General features: G+C 60.4%; 13 protein-coding genes. 10 read left to right on the top strand and 3 right to left on the bottom strand.

The window, feature by feature from the left end; genetic code table 11:
- Nucleotides 1–118: 118 nt before the first annotated feature.
- Nucleotides 119–556, bottom strand: a complete 438-nt coding sequence (locus QMX93_RS09385; protein ID WP_008080573.1) for a YkgJ family cysteine cluster protein — start codon at nucleotides 554–556, stop codon at nucleotides 119–121.
- Between the two features lie 259 nt (nucleotides 557–815).
- Here QMX93_RS09385 and QMX93_RS09380 point away from each other — a divergent pair, with 259 nt between their 5' ends.
- The 5 genes from QMX93_RS09380 (at nucleotide 816) to QMX93_RS09360 (ending at nucleotide 10,305) form a co-directional block, all read left to right on the top strand.
- Complete coding sequence (locus QMX93_RS09380; protein ID WP_282354993.1) at nucleotides 816–3,266, top strand: glycogen/starch/alpha-glucan phosphorylase; 2,451 nt, start codon at nucleotides 816–818, stop codon at nucleotides 3,264–3,266.
- A gap of 167 nt (nucleotides 3,267–3,433) precedes the next feature.
- Nucleotides 3,434–7,018: a DUF2339 domain-containing protein gene (locus QMX93_RS09375; protein ID WP_282354991.1), complete on the top strand. Its 3,585-nt coding sequence runs from the start codon at nucleotides 3,434–3,436 to the stop codon at nucleotides 7,016–7,018.
- Nucleotides 7,015–8,379 carry a DUF3999 domain-containing protein gene (locus QMX93_RS09370; protein ID WP_282354990.1) on the top strand — a complete coding sequence of 455 codons (1,365 nt, stop codon included), beginning with the start codon at nucleotides 7,015–7,017 and terminating at the stop codon, nucleotides 8,377–8,379. The genes QMX93_RS09375 and QMX93_RS09370 overlap by 4 nt, the downstream gene beginning before the upstream one ends.
- A gap of 309 nt (nucleotides 8,380–8,688) precedes the next feature.
- Nucleotides 8,689–9,699, top strand: coding sequence for a class 1 fructose-bisphosphatase (locus QMX93_RS09365; RefSeq protein WP_007909265.1), 1,011 nt, complete (start codon nucleotides 8,689–8,691; stop codon nucleotides 9,697–9,699).
- Between the two features lie 3 nt (nucleotides 9,700–9,702).
- Nucleotides 9,703–10,305, top strand: coding sequence for a DUF924 family protein (locus tag QMX93_RS09360; RefSeq protein ID WP_282354983.1), 603 nt, complete (start codon nucleotides 9,703–9,705; stop codon nucleotides 10,303–10,305).
- A 182-nt stretch (nucleotides 10,306–10,487) separates the two neighbouring features.
- On the opposite strand, the gene QMX93_RS09355 is transcribed toward QMX93_RS09360, so the two are convergent.
- The gene (locus QMX93_RS09355; protein WP_282354980.1) at nucleotides 10,488–12,380 is read right to left on the bottom strand and encodes a methyl-accepting chemotaxis protein; all 1,893 of its coding nucleotides are present in this window, start codon (nucleotides 12,378–12,380) and stop codon (nucleotides 10,488–10,490) included.
- A gap of 282 nt (nucleotides 12,381–12,662) precedes the next feature.
- Here QMX93_RS09355 and QMX93_RS09350 point away from each other — a divergent pair, with 282 nt between their 5' ends.
- Together QMX93_RS09350 and QMX93_RS09345 are read left to right on the top strand one after the other, a co-directional pair.
- Nucleotides 12,663–12,917 carry a hypothetical protein gene (locus QMX93_RS09350; RefSeq protein WP_053116610.1) on the top strand — a complete coding sequence of 85 codons (255 nt, stop codon included), beginning with the start codon at nucleotides 12,663–12,665 and terminating at the stop codon, nucleotides 12,915–12,917.
- Nucleotides 12,918–12,947: 30 nt separating this feature from the next.
- Nucleotides 12,948–13,517 carry a lipocalin family protein gene (locus QMX93_RS09345; protein ID WP_053116611.1) on the top strand — a complete coding sequence of 190 codons (570 nt, stop codon included), beginning with the start codon at nucleotides 12,948–12,950 and terminating at the stop codon, nucleotides 13,515–13,517.
- Between the two features lie 88 nt (nucleotides 13,518–13,605).
- On the opposite strand, the gene QMX93_RS09340 is transcribed toward QMX93_RS09345, so the two are convergent.
- On the bottom strand, nucleotides 13,606–14,970 hold the full coding sequence (locus QMX93_RS09340) for a formimidoylglutamate deiminase (RefSeq protein ID WP_282354973.1): 1,365 nt from the start codon (nucleotides 14,968–14,970) through the stop codon (nucleotides 13,606–13,608).
- A 146-nt stretch (nucleotides 14,971–15,116) separates the two neighbouring features.
- Here QMX93_RS09340 and hutC point away from each other — a divergent pair, with 146 nt between their 5' ends.
- From hutC to hutU, 3 genes are all read left to right on the top strand, one after another.
- The gene (hutC, locus tag QMX93_RS09335; protein ID WP_163013658.1) at nucleotides 15,117–15,827 is read left to right on the top strand and encodes a histidine utilization repressor; all 711 of its coding nucleotides are present in this window, start codon (nucleotides 15,117–15,119) and stop codon (nucleotides 15,825–15,827) included.
- Nucleotides 15,824–16,393: a HutD family protein gene (locus QMX93_RS09330; protein WP_282354970.1), complete on the top strand. Its 570-nt coding sequence runs from the start codon at nucleotides 15,824–15,826 to the stop codon at nucleotides 16,391–16,393. The genes hutC and QMX93_RS09330 overlap by 4 nt, the downstream gene beginning before the upstream one ends.
- Before the next feature lie 463 nt (nucleotides 16,394–16,856).
- Nucleotides 16,857–18,524: a urocanate hydratase gene (gene hutU / locus QMX93_RS09325; RefSeq protein ID WP_282354997.1), complete on the top strand. Its 1,668-nt coding sequence runs from the start codon at nucleotides 16,857–16,859 to the stop codon at nucleotides 18,522–18,524.
- Nucleotides 18,525–18,632 lie beyond the last annotated feature (108 nt).

Raw genomic sequence — 18,632 nt, 5'->3', positions numbered from 1 at the left:
GTGTTTGTACTGGCCCCTTCGCGAGCAAGCTTTGCTCCTACGCGGCACGATTCGCCTTTGTAGGAGCAAAGCTTGCTCGCGAAGGCGGCCGATCAGCCGCCGAAAATCTCAGGTCAGATCAAAACTTCTCGATCGCGCGGAAATTCTGCTCGCGCACCACTTCCTTCGGCTTGTACGCGCAATACCCCGGACGTGGCCCGATCTTCGGGTGATTGCGGCAGGTATCCGGCCGCTTGTCATAAATGGTGCACAGGCGGCTCTTACGATCCAGGTAGTAGCAATCGTTGTTGCTCATGCGCTGCAGGGTGAAGATGCCGGACTTCTGATTGAAGCGTTCAACCAGGCCTTCCTTCTGCAAACGCTTGGCGATGTTCTTCGGCGGGTCACCGAGTTCGAACTCGTCGACCACACCGATGCGCACCAGATCCTTGATCTTCACCTCAACCGGCAGCGTGCAGCAGCTGGATATGCAGGAACCGCACATCGGGGCTGAATATTTTGCCCACGTATCGAGACGATCGATCTCGGCGGCGGCAATCAGGTTGGGCTTCATCATCGGGAGTTACCAGGCGTGTGTGCATCAGGGCGCGCGATCATACCGGGACTGGTGGATTTTTGAACAACCTTTCGCCAGATTTTTTCTCGATGCAGGCACATTGCCGGACAATTCGGCACGGCCCCTGCATTCATTAGCCCAGCCGCCAGGGTTATGCCGGGCCATCTCACCGTCTCAGGAAATACTGCCGAACCAGAGCCCTCACCGTCGGTCAGACCGTCTAGGCTCAGACAATTCCCGCTCGCTCGAGGTCCCATTGATGACTCAAGAACCACTAGTTCGCGAAGCAGAGGTGGCCGCATTCCGCGATGCCGTCCTGACCAAACTCACCTACGCGGTGGGCAAAGACCCTGATCACGCCTTCGACCATGACTGGTTCGAAGCCATCGCTTTGGCTGCGCGCGATCACATGGTCGAGCACTGGATGGATCACACCCGGCAGATCTACCGCAAAGGCCAGAAGCGGGTGTATTACCTCTCGCTGGAATTCCTCATCGGCCGTTTGCTCTACGACAGCCTGAGCAACCTTGGCCTGCTCGACGTCGCCCGTGAAGCGTTGACCGAACTCGGTGTCGATCTCGAACGCATTCGCTTGCTGGAGCCCGACGCGGCGCTCGGCAACGGCGGCCTCGGTCGTCTGGCGGCGTGCTTCATGGAAAGCATGTCGACCCTCGGCATCGCCGGCCACGGTTACGGCATTCGTTATGAACACGGTTTGTTCCGCCAGGCCATCGTCGATGGCTGGCAACAGGAGCAGACCGAGCACTGGCTGGATTTCGGTAACCCGTGGGAGTTTGAGCGGCCAGAGGTCGTCTACTCCATCGGCTTCGGCGGCAGCGTAGAAACCGTCACCGATGCTTCTGGAAAATCCAAACAAGTCTGGTCGCCGGCAGAAACCGTCCGCGCGATTGCCTACGACACGCCGGTGGTCGGCTGGCGCGGGGCAAGCGTCAATACGCTGCGTCTGTGGCGTGCCCGTGCCATGGAAGATTTGCACCTTGAGCGCTTCAACGCCGGTGACCACTTGGGCGCCGTCGCCGAGGTTGCTCGCGCCGAAAGTATCTCGCGCGTGCTCTACCCGGCAGACAGCACCGAAGCAGGGCAAGAGCTGCGCCTGCGTCAGGAATACTTCTTCGTCGCCGCCTCGTTGCAGGATCTGCTGCGTCGCCATCGCAACATGCACACCTCAGTGCTGACGCTGGGCGATCACGCGGCAATTCAGCTCAACGACACCCACCCTTCAATCGCCGTCGCCGAACTGATGCGACAACTGGTCGACGTCTACGACGTGGCGTGGGACGCGGCGTGGCAAGTGACGGTCGATACGCTGTCGTACACCAACCACACGCTGCTGCCGGAAGCGCTGGAAACCTGGCCGGTGGGCCTGATGGAACGTATGCTGCCACGGCACATGCAGATCATTTACCTGATCAACGCCCAGCACATCGATTCGCTGCGCGCCAAAGGCATTCACGATTTCGACGTGCTCCGCGCCGTGTCGCTGATCGAAGAAGACAACGGTCGCCGCGTGCGCATGGGCAACCTCGCGTTCCTCGGTTCGCACAGCGTCAACGGTGTATCCGGATTGCACACGCAGCTGATGCGTAAAACCGTGTTCGCCGAACTGCACAAGCTCTACCCGGAGCGGATCAACAACAAAACCAACGGCATTACTTTCCGCCGCTGGCTGTATCAGGCCAACTCGGAACTGACTTCGATGCTGGTCGACGCATTGGGCCCGGATCTGCTGGATAACGCGGAAGAGCGCTTGCTCGATCTTGAACCGTTCGCCGAGAAGCCCGCGTTCCGCAAAGCTTTCGCCGAACAGCGCCTGCACAGCAAAAAAGCGCTGGCTTATCTGATTCATGAACGCTTGGGCATTGCCGTCAATCCGGCGGCGATGTTCGACGTGCAGGTCAAACGGATCCACGAATACAAACGCCAGTTGCTCAACCTGCTGCACACCGTGGCGTTGTATCAGGCGATTCGCGCCGAGCCGGAAGTCGACTGGGTACCACGGGTGAAAATCTTCGCCGGTAAAGCGGCGGCGAGTTATCACCAGGCCAAACTGATCATCAAACTGACCAACGACATTGCGCGGGTGGTGAATAACGATCCGACGGTGCGTGGCCTGCTGAAAGTGGTGTTCCTGCCCAACTACAACGTCAGTCTGGCGGAGAGCATTATTCCGGCGGCGGACTTGTCCGAGCAGATTTCGACTGCCGGTTTCGAGGCGTCGGGCACCAGCAACATGAAGTTCGGCCTCAACGGCGCGCTGACTATCGGCACCCTCGACGGCGCCAACGTGGAAATGTGCGAGCGCATCGGGGCCGAGCACATGTTTATCTTTGGTCTCAGCGCGCAGCAGGTGGAAGCGCGTAAACAGAACCACGAGTTCAGCGCTTTGCCGGACATCGCCGCGTCGCATCGTTTGAACGATGTGTTGCAAGCGATCCGCAGTGGGGTGTTCTCGCCAGACGATACTTCGCGCTACACCGGGTTGATCGACTCGCTGGTGGATTACGACCGCTTTCTGGTCTGCGCTGATTTCGACTCGTATTGGGAAGCGCAGAAACGCGTTGAAGAGCACTGGCACGACAGCAACAACTGGTGGCGTTCGGCGGTGCTCAACACGGCGCGGATGGGCTGGTTCTCGTCAGACCGGACGATTCGTGAGTACGCCACGGAGATCTGGAAAGCACTGGAGTAACTTTCCGCTCGGCTCGATATAATCGCGCGCCGGAAAAGATCGCAGCCTTCGGCAGCTCCTGCACAGGTGTTCGCATAACCCTGTAGGAGCTGCCGCAGGCTGCGATCTTTTTGGGTCAGGCTGCGCTAATCTTCCCGGATTGGCCTTCGCGCTTAGGGATATCGACCATGCAATGGATGTTCATGTTGATTGGGCTGGTGCTCGGCTGGCTGCTCGACGAGTCATTCAGTGATGCGCTGTTGGGCGCGTTGCTGGGGCTGGTGATCGGGCAGACGCTGCGCATTGCTCGGCTTGGCTCGCAAGCGGCTGAGCAACAGCAGCAACTTGAACAGGCGAAAGTCGCGTTACAGGGCGTTGAGCAGCGGCTGTTTCTGCTGGAAGGCGCGCCGGTTCGTGCCGCGACGCCACCGAATACCGCGCCAGTTCCCGAACCCGTCGCAGACCCCATCAAAACCGTCGAAGAAGCCCCCGCACCGGAACTGGTCTGGGAGTTGCCACCCGAACTCGAACCGATTTCCGCCGTCGCCAGCGAAACCAGCCAACCGCTGCCTGCCGATGTCTGGAATCTCGACGCCGTTACTCCGGAACCACAAAAACCCGCCGAACCCCGTGGCCCGAACCTCATCGAGCGCGGCATCAGTGCTGCGCGCAATTGGCTGTTCGGCGGTAACACCGTGCTGCGCGTCGGCGTGGTGTTGTTGTTTTTCGGTCTGGCGTTCCTGCTGCGTTACGCCACCGAAGGCATGGTCGTGCCGATCGAGTTGCGTTACGCCGGTGTCGCAGCCGCCGCGCTGGGCTTGCTCGCGCTGGGCTGGTGGCTACGCAATCGCAACAGTAATTACGCATTGATGCTGCAAGGCACCGGGATCGCGGTGTTGTACCTGACGGTGTTTGCGGCGATGCGTCTGCATCCGCTGCTCGATCCTTCTGCCGCGCTTGGATTGCTGGTCGCGGTCACGGTGTTCTCGGCGATTCTGGCGATCACCCAGGATGCGCTGGGGCTAGCAGCCGCAGCCGCGTTGGGCGGTTTCGCCGCGCCGATCCTGACCTCGACCGGGGCCGGTAACCATGTCGCGCTGTTCAGTTATTTCGCGTTGCTCAACGCCGGTATTCTCGCCATCGCCTGGTTCAAGGCCTGGCGGCTGCTCAACCTGATCGGCTTCGTCGGCACCTTCGGCATCGGTTTCGCCTGGGGCCTGCGTTCGTATGCGCCGGAGCTGTTGTGGAGCACCGAGCCGTTTCTGATTCTGTTCTTCCTGATGTACCTCGGCATCGGCCTGTTGTTTGCCCGACGCAAATTGCTCGACATGCCCGATGCCCCTGCGGACGTCGACCGTGATGCCTTGCTGCACTGGTCGGCGCGCAAGGGTGATTACGTCGATGGGACGATGCTGTTCGGCCCGCCGATCATTGGTTTCGGTTTGCAGTTTGCGTTGGTGCAGCATCTGGAGTTCGCCGCCGCGTTCAGCGCGCTGGCACTCGGCGTGATTTACATGGCGCTGGCCAAGGTGTTGATGGGTGGCCGCGCGGCGTTGCTGGGCGAAACCTGTCTGGCGCTCGGGGTGATTTTCGCCAGTCTGGCGATTCCGCTGGGGCTGGATGCGCGCTGGACTTCGGCGGCGTGGGCCGTGGAAGGTGCGGGGATTTTCTGGCTCGGTCTGCGTCAGCATCGACCGTTCGCGCGGGCGTTCGCGTTGCTGCTGCAACTGGGCTCGGCGTTGGCGTTTCTCAGTCAATTGCGGGTTGGCGAAAGCAGCCTGCTCGACGGTGCACCGCTCGGCGCGTTGATGCTCGGCAGCGCTTTGCTGTTCAGCTTTTATCAACTGCGCAAGGCCTCGGCGGAGCAGATTTCGCCATGGGAACGCCAAGGCCTGCCAGTGTTGGCCTGTCTGGGCCTGACCTTCCTCTACCTGCTGGCGCCGCTGTTTTTCTTCACGCAGGGCACGGCGATCAGTTGGGCGCTGGCCGGGTTGGTGACGTTGTTCGTCGGCCTGCGGATTCAGTCGCGCACGTTCCTGTTCACCGCGTTCGCCGTGCAATTGCTCGGCGGCGCGTTGTTCCTCTTGCGTCTGCAAGGCGCGGGCGAGGATTCAGCGGCGGTGTTCAGCGCCGGTTGGAGCGGTTTGCTCAGTGCTTCGCTGATTGGTCTGGCGTTGATCGCCGGCATGCTGTTGGCGGCTCGCGATGAAATGGTGCGCAGCGATGTGCGCCTGCTGCGTGGTTTGTCGGTGGTGTTGTTGGCCGGTCTGGTGCTGATCAATCTGGCGGTGCTGTTCGTGCTGCCGTGGCAAACCGCGAGCGCGGTGTGGGCCGCGAGTGGTTTGTTGATCATCTGGCTGAGCCTGTACCTCAAGCAGCGCGTGAGTTTTGTCTTCGGTCTTTTATTGCAGTTGATTGGTGGCGCGGCGTTTCTGTTCGCAGGCCCGGAACTGCTCGGGCCGCTGTCCAGCGAAGGACTGAAACCGCTGGCCCACGGCGGATTCTGGACGCCGCTGGTGCTGGGGCTGGCCGCGATGATCGGTGCGTGGCGCCTGCAACTGGGCAATCACGCTTCCGCGTTCGATGCGTTGAGTTTGCAGCGTTTGTCCGAAGTTTTGCTGGTGTGGGGCGCGGGTTGGTGGGCGCTGGCGTGGGTCAGTGAAGTGCTGCGTTTTACTACGCCGAATCTGCAAGGCACGTTGCTGCTGTTGGTTGCAGCGGTGAGCGTGGCGTTGTGGACGGTGTTGTCGCTGCGCCTGAAATGGCCGGCACTGGGTTTGCTTTGCACCTTGCTGATTCCGGCGGCGGGGCTGGTGTTGCTCGCTGCCTGGCATTCGCGTTATCACCCGGCGGCCGATTTCGGTTGGCTGGCGTGGGCGGCAGTGTTCGCCGTGCATTTCTTCAGTCTGCGCCGCTTGGCGCCGATGTTGCCGGCGCGCGCTTTGAGCACCGCGCATGTGCTCGGCTGCTGGCTATTGATCGGCGTGCTGGCGCTGGAATTGCGCTACGGCCTGCTGTTGTTGTCCGAGCAATACAACGCCTGGCGCTGGTTGGGCTGGGCGATTCTGCCAAGCCTGTATCTGTTGATGGCGGCGGCACCGCGCAATTGGCCGTGGCCGGTCGCAGCGTTTGCCCGCGAGTACCGCTTGTACGCCGCTGCGCCGTTGGCGGTGCTGATGCTCGCGTGGTTCTGGCTGGCGAATGGCGTCAGCGATGGCAATGCCGAACCGTTGCCGTACGTGCCGCTGCTCAACCCGTTGGAGTTGGGTTTGCTGTTCGCGCTGTTCGGCGTTTATGTGTGGTCGCGCAGTGCGGTTTCGCAGTTGTCGATTCGTCAGGACTACGCCGAATACGCGACGCAATTGATCGCCGGGGTTTCGTTGTTCGCCTTCTGCACGGCGTTGGTCACCCGCGCCGCGCACCATTGGGCGGGAATTCCGTTTGAGCTGGATACGCTGCTCGCTTCGATGCTGGTGCAGGCAGGCTTGTCCATCGTCTGGACGCTGATGGCGCTGGGGCTGATGATCGGCGGACATCTGCGTCATCGTCGCGAAGTGTGGCTGATCGGCGCGGCGCTGATTGCGCTGGTCGTGGCCAAACTGATTTTTGTCGAATTGAGCAACCGTGGCGGCCTCGCCCGGATCGTCTCGTTTATCGGCGTGGGCGTGTTGCTGCTGGTGGTCGGCTATTTCGCGCCGCTGCCGCCCAAACGCGTCGACGCTGACCCGGCGGCGGACAAACCGGCCCCGGACACCGAAGGAGTTTCATCTTGAGTCGCATGCTGAATCTGGGTTGGTTGGCGTTGGGCGTGGTGATGGCTGCCGGCGCCCAGGAAAAACCGGCGGACTTCGCCACGCAAGTGCCGCTGTCGGTCAGCGGCGACGGGCCGTGGTATCGCCTCGAACTGCCGCTGAATGTGCAATTGCAGGCGCGCCAGACCGATCTCAGTGACCTGCGCGTGTTCAACGCCGCCGGCGAAGCGCAGGCGTACGCCTTGGCGCGCGAATCGGCACAGACCCGCGATGACGGTCAGTTGCACGAGGTGAAGTGGTTCCCGCTGTACAACGCCGCCGATTCGAATGAACACGTGCCGAACGTGCGCGTGCAGTCGACCACCAACGGCACACTGGTCGAAGTGCAGCCGTCGAGTCAACTGGAGGCGGGCGAGGAAGTGCTGCGCGGTTGGCTGCTCGATGCCAGCGCGATCAAGGCGCCGTTGCAGCAGTTGATCCTCGACTGGACCAGCGAGCGCGATGGCTTTCAGCGTTTCAGCATCGAAGCCAGTGATGACTTGCAGCACTGGCAGCCGTGGGGCGAAGGCCAGGTCGCGCGCCTGACGTTTTCCGATGAGCGCATCGAGCAGCATGAAGTGATGTTGCCGGGGCAATCCGCGCGCTATTTGCGCCTGTTGTGGGATTCGCCGAGTTCGGCGCCGACCATCACCTCGGCACAGTTGAAAAGCAGCGATCCGCGCAACGTTCCGCTGCCGTTGGTCTGGTCGCAAGCGTTGGCTGGCAGCAGCACCAAGGCTGGCGAGTACAGCTGGCAGTTGCCCATGGGGCTGAACGTCGAGCGCGTGCAGGTCGAGCTGAAACAACCGAACAGTCTGGCGCCGGTGACACTGGCCGGGCGCCGCGAAAGCAGCTTGCCGTGGCAGGAACTGAGCAACGGTTTGCTGTATCGCCTGACGCAGAATGGCCAGGATGTGGTGCAGAACGAATTGCAGCTCTACGGGCAAACCGTGCAGCAGTTGAAGTTGACGGTGGATGAGCGCGGCGGTGGTCTGGGTGAGCAGGCGCCGAGCCTGAAATATGCGGTGCGCGCGACCCAGGTGATTTTCCTTGCGCGGGGCGAGGGGCCGTACAGTCTGGCGGTGGGCAATGCGACGGTGAAAACGGCGAATCTGCCGTTGGCGACGCTGATTCCGGGTTTCAAACCGGAGAAGTTGGCGGGGTTGGGTAAGGCTGTGGTTGGGGGGGAAGTGGTGGCGACGCAGACTTCGACGGCGACCACGGCGGCGGTGGCTGAGACCAATTGGAAGAAGATTGGTTTGTGGGCGGTTTTGTTGCTGAGTGTGGTGTTCCTTGGGGCGATGGCGATTAGCTTACTGCGCAAGCCTCCTGCCAATTCCTGAGAATGGCTGGCGCTGCGCGCCATTCGCGAGCAAGCTCGCTCCCACAGTGGATCTGCGTCGTTCAAAAATCCAGTGTGGGAGCGAGCTTGCTCGCGAAGGCGGTTTCTCAATCAATACATAACCGAAGCCGATCACCTTCGTCGGATTTCGGACTACGCTAAATCCGCTACCTGAACTCTCCACCGACAATCACGTCTCATGCAGGCAATTACACCCCAACGCACGTTACCGGGCGTCTTCGCTCGCTACGGTTTCAGACTCCCTGTAAACTGCGCGGGTTTTTAGCCCCCCATTCCACCGGAGCCGTCCATGTCCCGCGTTACCCTGAGTCGCTATTTGATTGAGCAGACCCGCAGCAATAACACTCCTGCCGATCTGCGTTTCCTGATCGAAGTGGTCGCGCGTGCTTGCAAAGAAATCAGCCACGCCGTGTCCAAAGGCGCCCTGGGTGGTGTTCTGGGCAGCATGGGCACTGAAAACGTCCAAGGCGAAGTGCAGAAGAAACTCGACGTGATCTCCAACGAGATCCTGCTCGAAGCCAACGAATGGGGCGGTCACCTGGCCGGCATGGCGTCCGAAGAAATGGACAATGCCTACCAGATCCCGGGTAAATACCCGAAAGGCGCGTACCTGCTGGTATTCGACCCACTGGACGGCTCGTCGAACATCGACATCAACGCCCCGGTCGGCACCATCTTCTCGGTACTGCGTTGCCCGAACGAATACCTGAGCCAGAACGAGCCGCTGAACGAGAAAGCGTTCCTGCAGCCAGGCACTCAGCAAGTTGCCGCCGGTTACGCGATCTACGGCCCGCAAACCATGCTGGTGCTGACCCTCGGCGACGGCGTTAAAGGCTTCACCCTGGATCGCGAAATGGGCAGCTTCGTGCTCACTCACGAAGACATCACCATTCCTGAATCGACCCAGGAATTCGCCATCAACATGTCCAACCAGCGTCACTGGGAAGCCCCGGTACAACGTTACGTTGGCGAGTTGCTGGCCGGTGAAGAAGGTCCGCTGAAAAAGAACTACAACATGCGTTGGGTCGCGGCGATGGTTGCCGACGTACACCGCATCCTGACCCGTGGCGGTCTGTTCATGTACCCGCGCGACAGCCGTGAGCCATCCAAGCCAGGCAAACTGCGTCTGATGTACGAAGCCAACCCGATGTCGTTCCTCGTCGAACAAGCGGGCGGCGCGTCCACCGACGGTCACCAGCGCATCCTCGACATCCAGCCTGAAGGCCTGCACCAGCGCGTAGCGGTGTTCCTCGGCTCGAAAGAAGAAGTCGCACGCGCTACGGCTTACCACAAGGAATAAACCATGACCGCGCCCTGGCAGCCGTTGCTCGATTGGTGGTTCGGACATGCCGAATCCCCAGACGACATTTCGGCTGACAAGGGCAAGTTATGGTTCGGTAAGCGAGACAGCCAAGACCTCGAAGCGCAGACGCGTTTCGGGGTCTTTGTCGATCAGGCCCTGGCCGGCGAATTGGCCGAGTGGACGCAACGTCCCGAAGGTTGGCTGGCGCTGGTGTTACTGCTCGATCAATTGCCGCGAATGATTTTTCGCGACACCCCCAAAGCGTTTTCCGGTGATCTGCGCGCGCAGAAACTCGTCGCCCAAGGCATTGCCGCGGATTTTGATCGGCAGTTGAAACCGATCCAGCGTGTGTTTATTTATCTGGTGTTCGAACACTGCGAAAACCTCGCGGTGCAAAACGAGGCGGTCTCCAAGTTTATCGAACTGGTGGCTGAACAGCCGGAAGCGCAGCGCGCGGTGTTTGCCGATAACCTGGATTATGCCGAACGGCATCAGAAAGTGATCGCGCGGTTTGGCCGGTTTCCGCATCGCAATGCGGTGTTGGGGCGGGAGTCTACGGCGGAGGAGTTGGTGTTTCTTTCCGAACCTGGGTCAAGGTTCTAAGGGCTTGCCCTCACCCTAGCCCTCTCCCGGAGGGAGAGGGGACTGACCGAGGTGTCTGGGCTTGATACATCGACCTGAGATATCGAGTCGAACTCAGGTTTGAACAGCGCGAAGATCTGCTCCCTTTCCCCCTCGCCCCCCTGGGGGAGAGGGCTGGGGTGAGGGGGGTAAGCCCTTGATCTTCAGATCCTGAAACTACCCACCAACTGCTTGAGACGCGCCGCTTGCTGCTCCAGATCCGAGCAAGCCCGCAACGTCGCCTGCAAGTTCTCCACACCTTCCTGATTCAGCGTGTTGATCTCGTTGATATCGACATTGATCGACTCGACCACCGCCGTCTGCTCTTCAGTCGCGGTCGCCACCGACTGGTTCATCCCGTCGATCTCGCCGATACGCTGAGTAACGCTGCCCAAGCGCTCGCCGGCCTGGTTGGCGATGCCGACGCTGCTTTCGCTCTCGCGCTGGCTCTCGGTCATGATGCTCACCGCCTGACGTGCGCCGACCTGCAGTTCTTCGATCATCTTCTGCACTTGCTGCGCCGAATCCTGCGTGCGATGCGCGAGGTTGCGTACTTCATCCGCAACCACGGCGAAACCACGACCGGCCTCACCGGCACGCGCTGCTTCGATCGCGGCGTTGAGTGCGAGCAGGTTGGTTTGCTGCGAGATGCTGGTGATCACTTCGAGAATCTGGCCGATGTTCACCGTGTTGGCGTTCAGGGTTTCGATGTTGCCGCAGGAGTCGCTGATCTTCGCCGACAGCTGTTGCATGGCAGAAATGGTTTTATCCACAACCTGCTGACCATCCACCGCGAGGCTGCGCGCATCGCTCGAATGCTGCGAGGCGAGGGCGGCGTTCTGGGCGATTTCCTGCGCGGCGGCGCCGAGCTGATTGATCGCGGCGGCGACGCTGTTGGTGCGGGTGGCTTGCTGATCCGAGTTGTACATCGACGAGTTCGACGCCGCGACCACGCGCAGGGCGACTTCGTTGACCTGGCCGGTGGCCGAGGACACTTCGCGGATCGAGGTGTGGATGCGCTCAACAAAACGGTTGAACGAAGTGCCCAGCGCGCCGAATTCATCGTTGCCGTGGATCACCAGACGTTTGGTCAGATCGCCTTCACCTTCGGCAATGTCATGCATGGCGCGGCCCATGGTCAGCAGCGGCTGCATCAACACGCGGATGAGCATGCCGAGCAGGGCGATGATGATCACTACGGCGATGACCATGGCGATCAGTGCCGAGGTGCGGAATTCGCTGAGCATGGCGAACGCGGTGTCTTTATCGAGCACCAGCGCCACGTACCAGTCGGCGGATGGCACACCGTTGACGTGGGTGAAAGAGATCAACTGCGTCTTGCCGTCGAACTCGACTTCCTTCAGGCCCGGAGTGACTTTCGGCGCACCGTTCGGGTAGGCCTCGGCGAGGGTCTTGAGCACCAGTTTGCTGTCCGGGTGAATCAGGATCTTGCCGTCGGCACTGACGATGAACGCGTGGCCATGGCCGCCGAAGTTCAGCGAGTTGATGATCGCGCTGACGCTGGTCAGGTCGATGTCGGCACCGGCGACGCCGAGCATCTGCCCTTGGCGCTGCACCGGGGTGGCGACGGTGATCACCAGTTTGCCCGAGGAGGCGGCGATGTACGGTTCGGTGACGATGGTCTGCTGCGCGCTGTTCGCCGCTTTATACCAGCCGCGTGCGCGCGGGTCGTAATCCGGCGCGCGGTTGCCGGCCGGCACGGAGAACATCACGCCGTCGGCACCACCGAAGTAGCTGAGCTGGAAATTGCCGGTGTAGGCGGGCAGGTCGATGATGCGTTTGAGGCTGGCCGGGGCGTTGCCGTCGACTACCACTTGCTGGGACATCGATTGCAGCAATTGAATGCGGCTTTCCAGCCAGGTCTGGATATTGCTGGTGGTCAGGCTGCCCAGTTCCTGCATCGACGCTTCGGTGCTGCTGCTCAGCGCTTCGCGCTGTCGATAGTCGTTGAAGAAAATGAAACAGGCGAACGCAACGGCCACCACGAGGGCGGCAGCCAACAAAATCTTGTGGCTGAATTTCATGTTTCTGGTCATCGAATGAGCTACCGCGAAGGGGCTGATCAAGAAAGGGCGGCAATTTGCCACACAGGGAGGCTTTGCGCTGCTCTTGTTTCGACCGGGCCGCGCCAAAGATTAGGCCTTTTTTGCGAATTGCGACGAAATGCTCAAAAGCGCGACAAAGTGTCTGATTTATCGGCAAAAGCCAGACGAGCGGAGCAATAAATAGGCGCCTCGGGAGGGAACCAGACACCACTTTTCTCTTCTAAGCTTCTGGTTGGCCCCATGCCATCCCCCTTCCGTTCCAGGAGTTACACCATGTCGCTGCGATCTATCGCCCTTTTGTCGTTCTGCGTGCTGTTGGCCGCCTGCGGCAAGATCAATCAGGAAAACTACTCGAAGCTCTCGGCCGGCATGGCCAAGACCGAAGTTGAGACCTTGTTGGGCAAACCGACTGATTGCTCGGGCGCGCTCGGCATGTCCAGTTGCACCTGGGGCGACAAAAACAGCTTTATCAGCGTGCAGTACGCCGGTGACAAAGTGCTGATGTTTTCCGGCCAAGGCCTGAAGTAAACCGGGGCCTCGCGCCCACGGAGAAGAAAAATGAAGCGGTTATTGCTTGTCCTTTTTGCCGGCCTGGTACTGGCCGGCTGCGCCACTTCCGGCGTAGATCCGTTGGCGCCGAAGACCGTCAACAGCGTCAATCTCAAGCGTTACCAAGGGACCTGGTATGAGCTGGCGCGTTTGCCGATGTACTTCCAGCGCGACTGCGCGCAATCCGAAGCGCATTACACCCTCAAGCCTGACGGCAATGTCGCGGTGCTCAATCGCTGCCTGACCCCGCAATGGCAGTGGGAAGAAGTGAAGGGCACGGCTTATCCACAGGTGCCGGGCAAGACCGACAAATTGTGGGTCGAGTTCGATACCTGGTTCTCGCGTCTGATACCGGGTGTGGCGAAAGGCGAATACTGGGTGCTGTACGTCAGCGATGACTACAAGACCGCCATCGTCGGCGACCCGAGTCGCAAGTACATGTGGCTGCTGTCGCGCACGCCGACCGTTAACGGTGTGGTGCGTGAAGAACTGCTGAGCAAGGCGCGTCAGCAAGGCTATGACACCACGCGATTGATCTGGCGAGCGTCGGAACGGCAGATGGCCAAGACTTCTAATTAAGAGCGAAAAGATCGCAGCCTTCGGCAGCTCCTACATGGGAAAGTGTTCACCCTGTAGGAGCTGCCGAAGGCTGCGATCTTTTGCTTTTCTAGCCGAGAAGGTCGCGCAGGACTTGGGTGAACGCGCGGGCGCTGTCCTCTTCCCCGGCATGCCGGCCATCGCGCACAACCCACTGGCCATTGACCAACACATCACGCACCTGACGATCTCCTCCGGCAAACAACCAGCGATTCAAAATCCCGTCACCGCTCGCCGTTGCCAGATACGGATCATTGCCATCGAGCACAATCCAGTCCGCCCGTTTGCCAACCTCCAGCGCACCAATCGCCTGCCCCAAAGCCTGCGCGCCGCCATCCAGCGCCGCGTCATACAGCGTGCGCCCGACCATCGGCTGATCCGCGCCATACAAACGGTTACGCCGCTGATCACGCAGACGCTGGCCGTATTCCAGCCAACGCAATTCTTCCACCACACTCAGCGAGACATGGCTGTCGGAACCGATGCCCATGCGCCCGCCCTGCGCGAGGAAATCCACCGCCGGGAAAATTCCGTCGCCCAGGTTGGCTTCAGTGGTCAGGCACAGCCCGGCGATGGCGCGACTCTTGGCCATCAGCGTGACCTCTTCCGGATTGGCGTGAGTGGCATGCACCAGACACCAGCGCTGATCGACTTCGGCATTCTCGTACAGCCATTGCAGCGGACGCCGACCGCTCCAGCTCAGGCAGTCATCGACTTCTTTCTGCTGTTCGGCGATGTGAATGTGAATCGGGCATTGCTTGTCGCTGGCCGCCAACACTTCGCTGATCTGCTGCGGCGTCACCGCGCGCAACGAGTGGAAGCACAGCCCCAGCGATTGCGATTTTTGCTGCGCCAGTAACGGCTGCAAACGCGACTGCAGATTCAGGTAATTTTCGGTGCTGTTGATAAACCGACGCTGACCATCATTCGGCGTCTGGCCGCCAAAACCGGAGTGGCTGTAGAGCACCGGCAGCAAGGTCAGACCGATGCCGCTTTCACTCGCCGCCTGACTGATACGCAACGCCAGTTCAGCCGGATCGGCGTACGGCTGACCATTGCTGTCGTGGTGCACATAGTGGAATTCGGCGACCGAGGTGTAACCGGCCTTGAGCATTTCGATGTACAGCTGACGGGCGATCACACCGAGCTGATCCGGGCTGATTTTTCCGACGAGGCGATACATCAGATCTCGCCACGTCCAGAAACTGTCGTTCGGGTTGCCGGCCACTTCGGCCAGTCCGGCCATCGCACGCTGGAAGGCGTGGGAGTGCAGATTGGGCATCCCCGGCAGCAACGGCCCGCTCAGTCGTTCGGCGCCATCTGCGGTGGAGTCGGCCTGGATTTGGGTCAGCAAGCCCTCGGCGCTGACCTCAAGACGTACATTGTTGGCCCATCCGTTAGGCAGCAGCGCGCGTTCGGCAAAGAAGGCGGACATGGTTCAGCACCCCATCGTGTGTTATTTGTATATACATATACAGACGTTTGCCTGCCCGGTAAACTCCGGCAAGCTAGCCACTCTCATCCAATGAACAGGGATCAACCGTGCCGACTCCGCCTCCAGTCTCCCCGTTGGCCGCGAACATGGGCGACAGTCCGGCGCCCTTGTACGCCCGCGTCAAACAGATGATCACCCAGCAGATCGACAGCGGAAACTGGCCGCCGCACTACCGCGTGCCGTCCGAAAGCGAGCTGGTCAATCAACTGGGTTTCAGCCGCATGACCATCAACCGCGCATTGCGCGAGATGACCGCCGACGGTCTGTTGGTGCGCATGCAAGGCGTCGGCACGTTTGTCGCCGAACCGAAGAGCCAGTCCGCGCTGTTCGAAGTGCATAACATCGCCGACGAAATCGCCTCCCGTGGCCATCGCCACACCTGCCAGGTGATCACCCTCGAAGAGGAGGCCGCCGGTTCCGAGCGCGCACTGGCGCTGGACATGCGTGAAGGGCAGAAGGTGTTCCACTCGCTGATCGTGCATTACGAAAACGACATTCCGGTGCAAATCGAAGACCGTTTCGTCAACGCGCTGGTCGCCCCGGAATACCTCAAGCAGGACTTCACCCTGCAAACGCCTTACGCCTACCTGAACCAAGTGGCTCCGCTGACCGAAGGCGAGCATGTGGTTGAAGCGATTCTGGCTGAACCGTCCGAATGCAAATTGCTGCAGATTGAGAAGGGTGAGCCTTGCCTGTTGATCCGTCGCCGCACGTGGTCGGGGCGTCAGCCGGTGACCGCTGCACGATTGATTCACCCGGGTTCTCGTCATCGTCTGGAAGGACGCTTTCATAAATGAGTGAAGTGAAGGTTTTACGCGCGGAAGGCTACCCGCGCATGCCGTGGAAAAACGGCGGCGGCAGCACTGAGGAAATAACCCGTGATGCCGGTGCCGGGCTGGATGGTTTCGGCTGGCGCCTGTCGATTGCCGACATCGCCGAGTCCGGTGGTTTTTCCACCTTCGCCGGTTACCAACGAGTGATCACCGTGTTGCAAGGTGACGGCATGACCTTGTGTGTTGACGGTGACGATACGCGGCCGCTGTTACCGCTCGACCCCTTTGCCTTCAGCGGTGAAAGCCAGGTTTCCTGCACGCTGCTCGGCGGTGCGATTCGCGACTTCAACCTGATCTACGCACCGCAGCGTTACAGCGCGCGGTTGCAGTGGCTGGACGGTGAACAGCGGTTTTTCAGCTCGGCGGGGACGGTGCTGGTGTTCAGTGTCAGTGAGTTGCTGGAAGTGCAGGTTGGTCATTCCGCATCGCAACTCGGTCGCCATGATTGCCTGCAACTGGACGGTAACGCCGGACTGGTTGAAGTCACCACCAATGCCGCTTGCTGTGTCATTGAGCTGACGGCGCGCTGATTCAAAAATCTTAAAGATCGCAGCCTTCGGCAGCTCCTACAGGGTGTACCTCAATCCCACTGTAGGAGCTGCCGAAGGCTGCGATCTTTTGCTTTTGGGATGTTCCCAACCCACGCACCAACTTGTTACCGAACGCCCCAGCGTGGCGCAAAACCTCGCTTTCGTAACAATCTCCAACCCCCTCCATCAATACCCTCGAAATATTTCATCCACGCCAGAACCCTTGATTCAGGCGCTCTCCAGCCCTCCCCGCGTTTTTTCTTGAACAGCCCTCCAGCAAGTTGGCCGCTTGATTGCATATGCTTGTATGTACAAGTAAAGACGTATGCGTATGAGTCGTTCGAGACTCTCCGCAGCGTCCACTGATTCGCTTGTCGCGCAGCGAAGCGCACAGGCTGCTTGCCCACTGCCAGGGTTGGTTTGAATTGATCGCTGAGGAGTCTCTTTCGTGACTGATAACAAAATGACTAAGTTTCGCGATGTCGAAATCCGTGCCGCCCGCGGCAACAAGCTCACCGCCAAGAGCTGGCTGACCGAAGCGCCGCTGCGCATGCTGATGAACAACCTCGACCCGGAAGTCGCCGAGAACCCGAAAGAGCTGGTGGTTTACGGTGGTATCGGTCGCGCTGCGCGTAACTGGGAGTGCTACGACAAAATCGTCGAGAGCCTGACCAACCTGAATGACGACGAGACCCTGCTGGTGCAATCCGGCAAGCCGGTCGGCGTGTTCAAGACCCACAGCAACGCCCCGCGCGTACTGATCGCCAACTCCAACCTCGTCCCGCACTGGGCGAGCTGGGAGCACTTCAACGAACTCGACGCCAAAGGCTTGGCCATGTATGGCCAGATGACCGCCGGCAGCTGGATCTACATCGGCAGCCAGGGCATCGTTCAAGGCACCTACGAAACCTTCGTTGAAGCCGGTCGCCAGCACTACAACGACAACCTCACCGGCAAGTGGGTGTTGACCGCCGGTTTAGGCGGCATGGGCGGCGCACAACCGCTGGCGGCAACCCTGGCCGGCGCTTGCTCGCTGAACATCGAATGCCAACAAGTGAGCATCGATTTCCGCCTGAAAAGCCGCTACGTCGACGAGCAAGCCAAAGACCTCGACGACGCGCTGGCACGCATCGACAAATACACCAAAGAAGGCAAAGCGATCTCCATCGCGCTGCTGGGTAACGCTGCAGAAATCCTGCCGGAACTGGTCAAGCGCGGCGTGCGCCCGGACATGGTCACCGACCAGACCAGCGCCCACGACCCGCTCAACGGTTACCTGCCTGCCGGCTGGACCTGGGACGAATACCGCGCCCGCGCCAAGACCGAGCCCGCCGCTGTGATCAAAGCCGCCAAGCAGTCGATGGCCGTGCACGTTAAAGCGATGCTGGAATTCCAGAAGCAAGGCATTCCGACCTTCGACTACGGCAACAACATCCGTCAGATGGCCCAGGAAGAAGGCGTCGAAAACGCGTTCGACTTCCCGGGCTTCGTACCGGCTTACATCCGTCCGCTGTTCTGCCGTGGCATCGGCCCGTTCCGTTGGGCGGCACTGTCCGGCGATCCGCAAGACATCTACAAAACCGATGCCAAGGTCAAAGAGCTGATCCCCGACGACGCGCACCTGCACAACTGGCTGGACATGGCCCGCGAGCGCATCAGCTTCCAGGGTCTGCCGGCACGTATCTGCTGGGTCGGCCTGGGCCTGCGTGCCAAGCTCGGTCTGGCCTTCAACGAGATGGTGCGCAGCGGTGAGCTGTCGGCGCCGATCGTGATCGGTCGCGACCACCTCGACTCTGGCTCGGTGGCTAGCCCGAACCGTGAAACCGAATCGATGCAGGACGGTTCCGACGCTGTGTCCGACTGGCCACTGCTCAACGCTCTGCTGAATACCGCGAGCGGCGCGACCTGGGTTTCCCTGCACCACGGCGGCGGCGTCGGCATGGGCTTCTCGCAGCACTCGGGCATGGTGATTGTCTGTGACGGCACTGACGAAGCGGCCGAGCGCATTGCGCGCGTGCTGCACAACGACCCGGCCACTGGCGTTATGCGCCACGCCGATGCCGGTTACCAGATCGCCGTCGACTGCGCCAAGGAACAGGGTCTGAACTTGCCGATGATCACCGGTAAATAAATGCAAAAGCCCTGTAGGAGCTGCCGCAAGCTGCGATCTTTTGATGTTGGTTTTTCAAGATCAAAAAATCGCAGCCTGCGGCAGCTCCTACAGAGAATCTAACAATCC

The organism is Pseudomonas sp. PS01303, from assembly GCF_029959385.1.
In the GTDB taxonomy this organism is placed as follows: domain Bacteria; phylum Pseudomonadota; class Gammaproteobacteria; order Pseudomonadales; family Pseudomonadaceae; genus Aquipseudomonas; species Aquipseudomonas rustica.
This window is presented reverse-complemented; position numbering and strand designations above follow the sequence as displayed.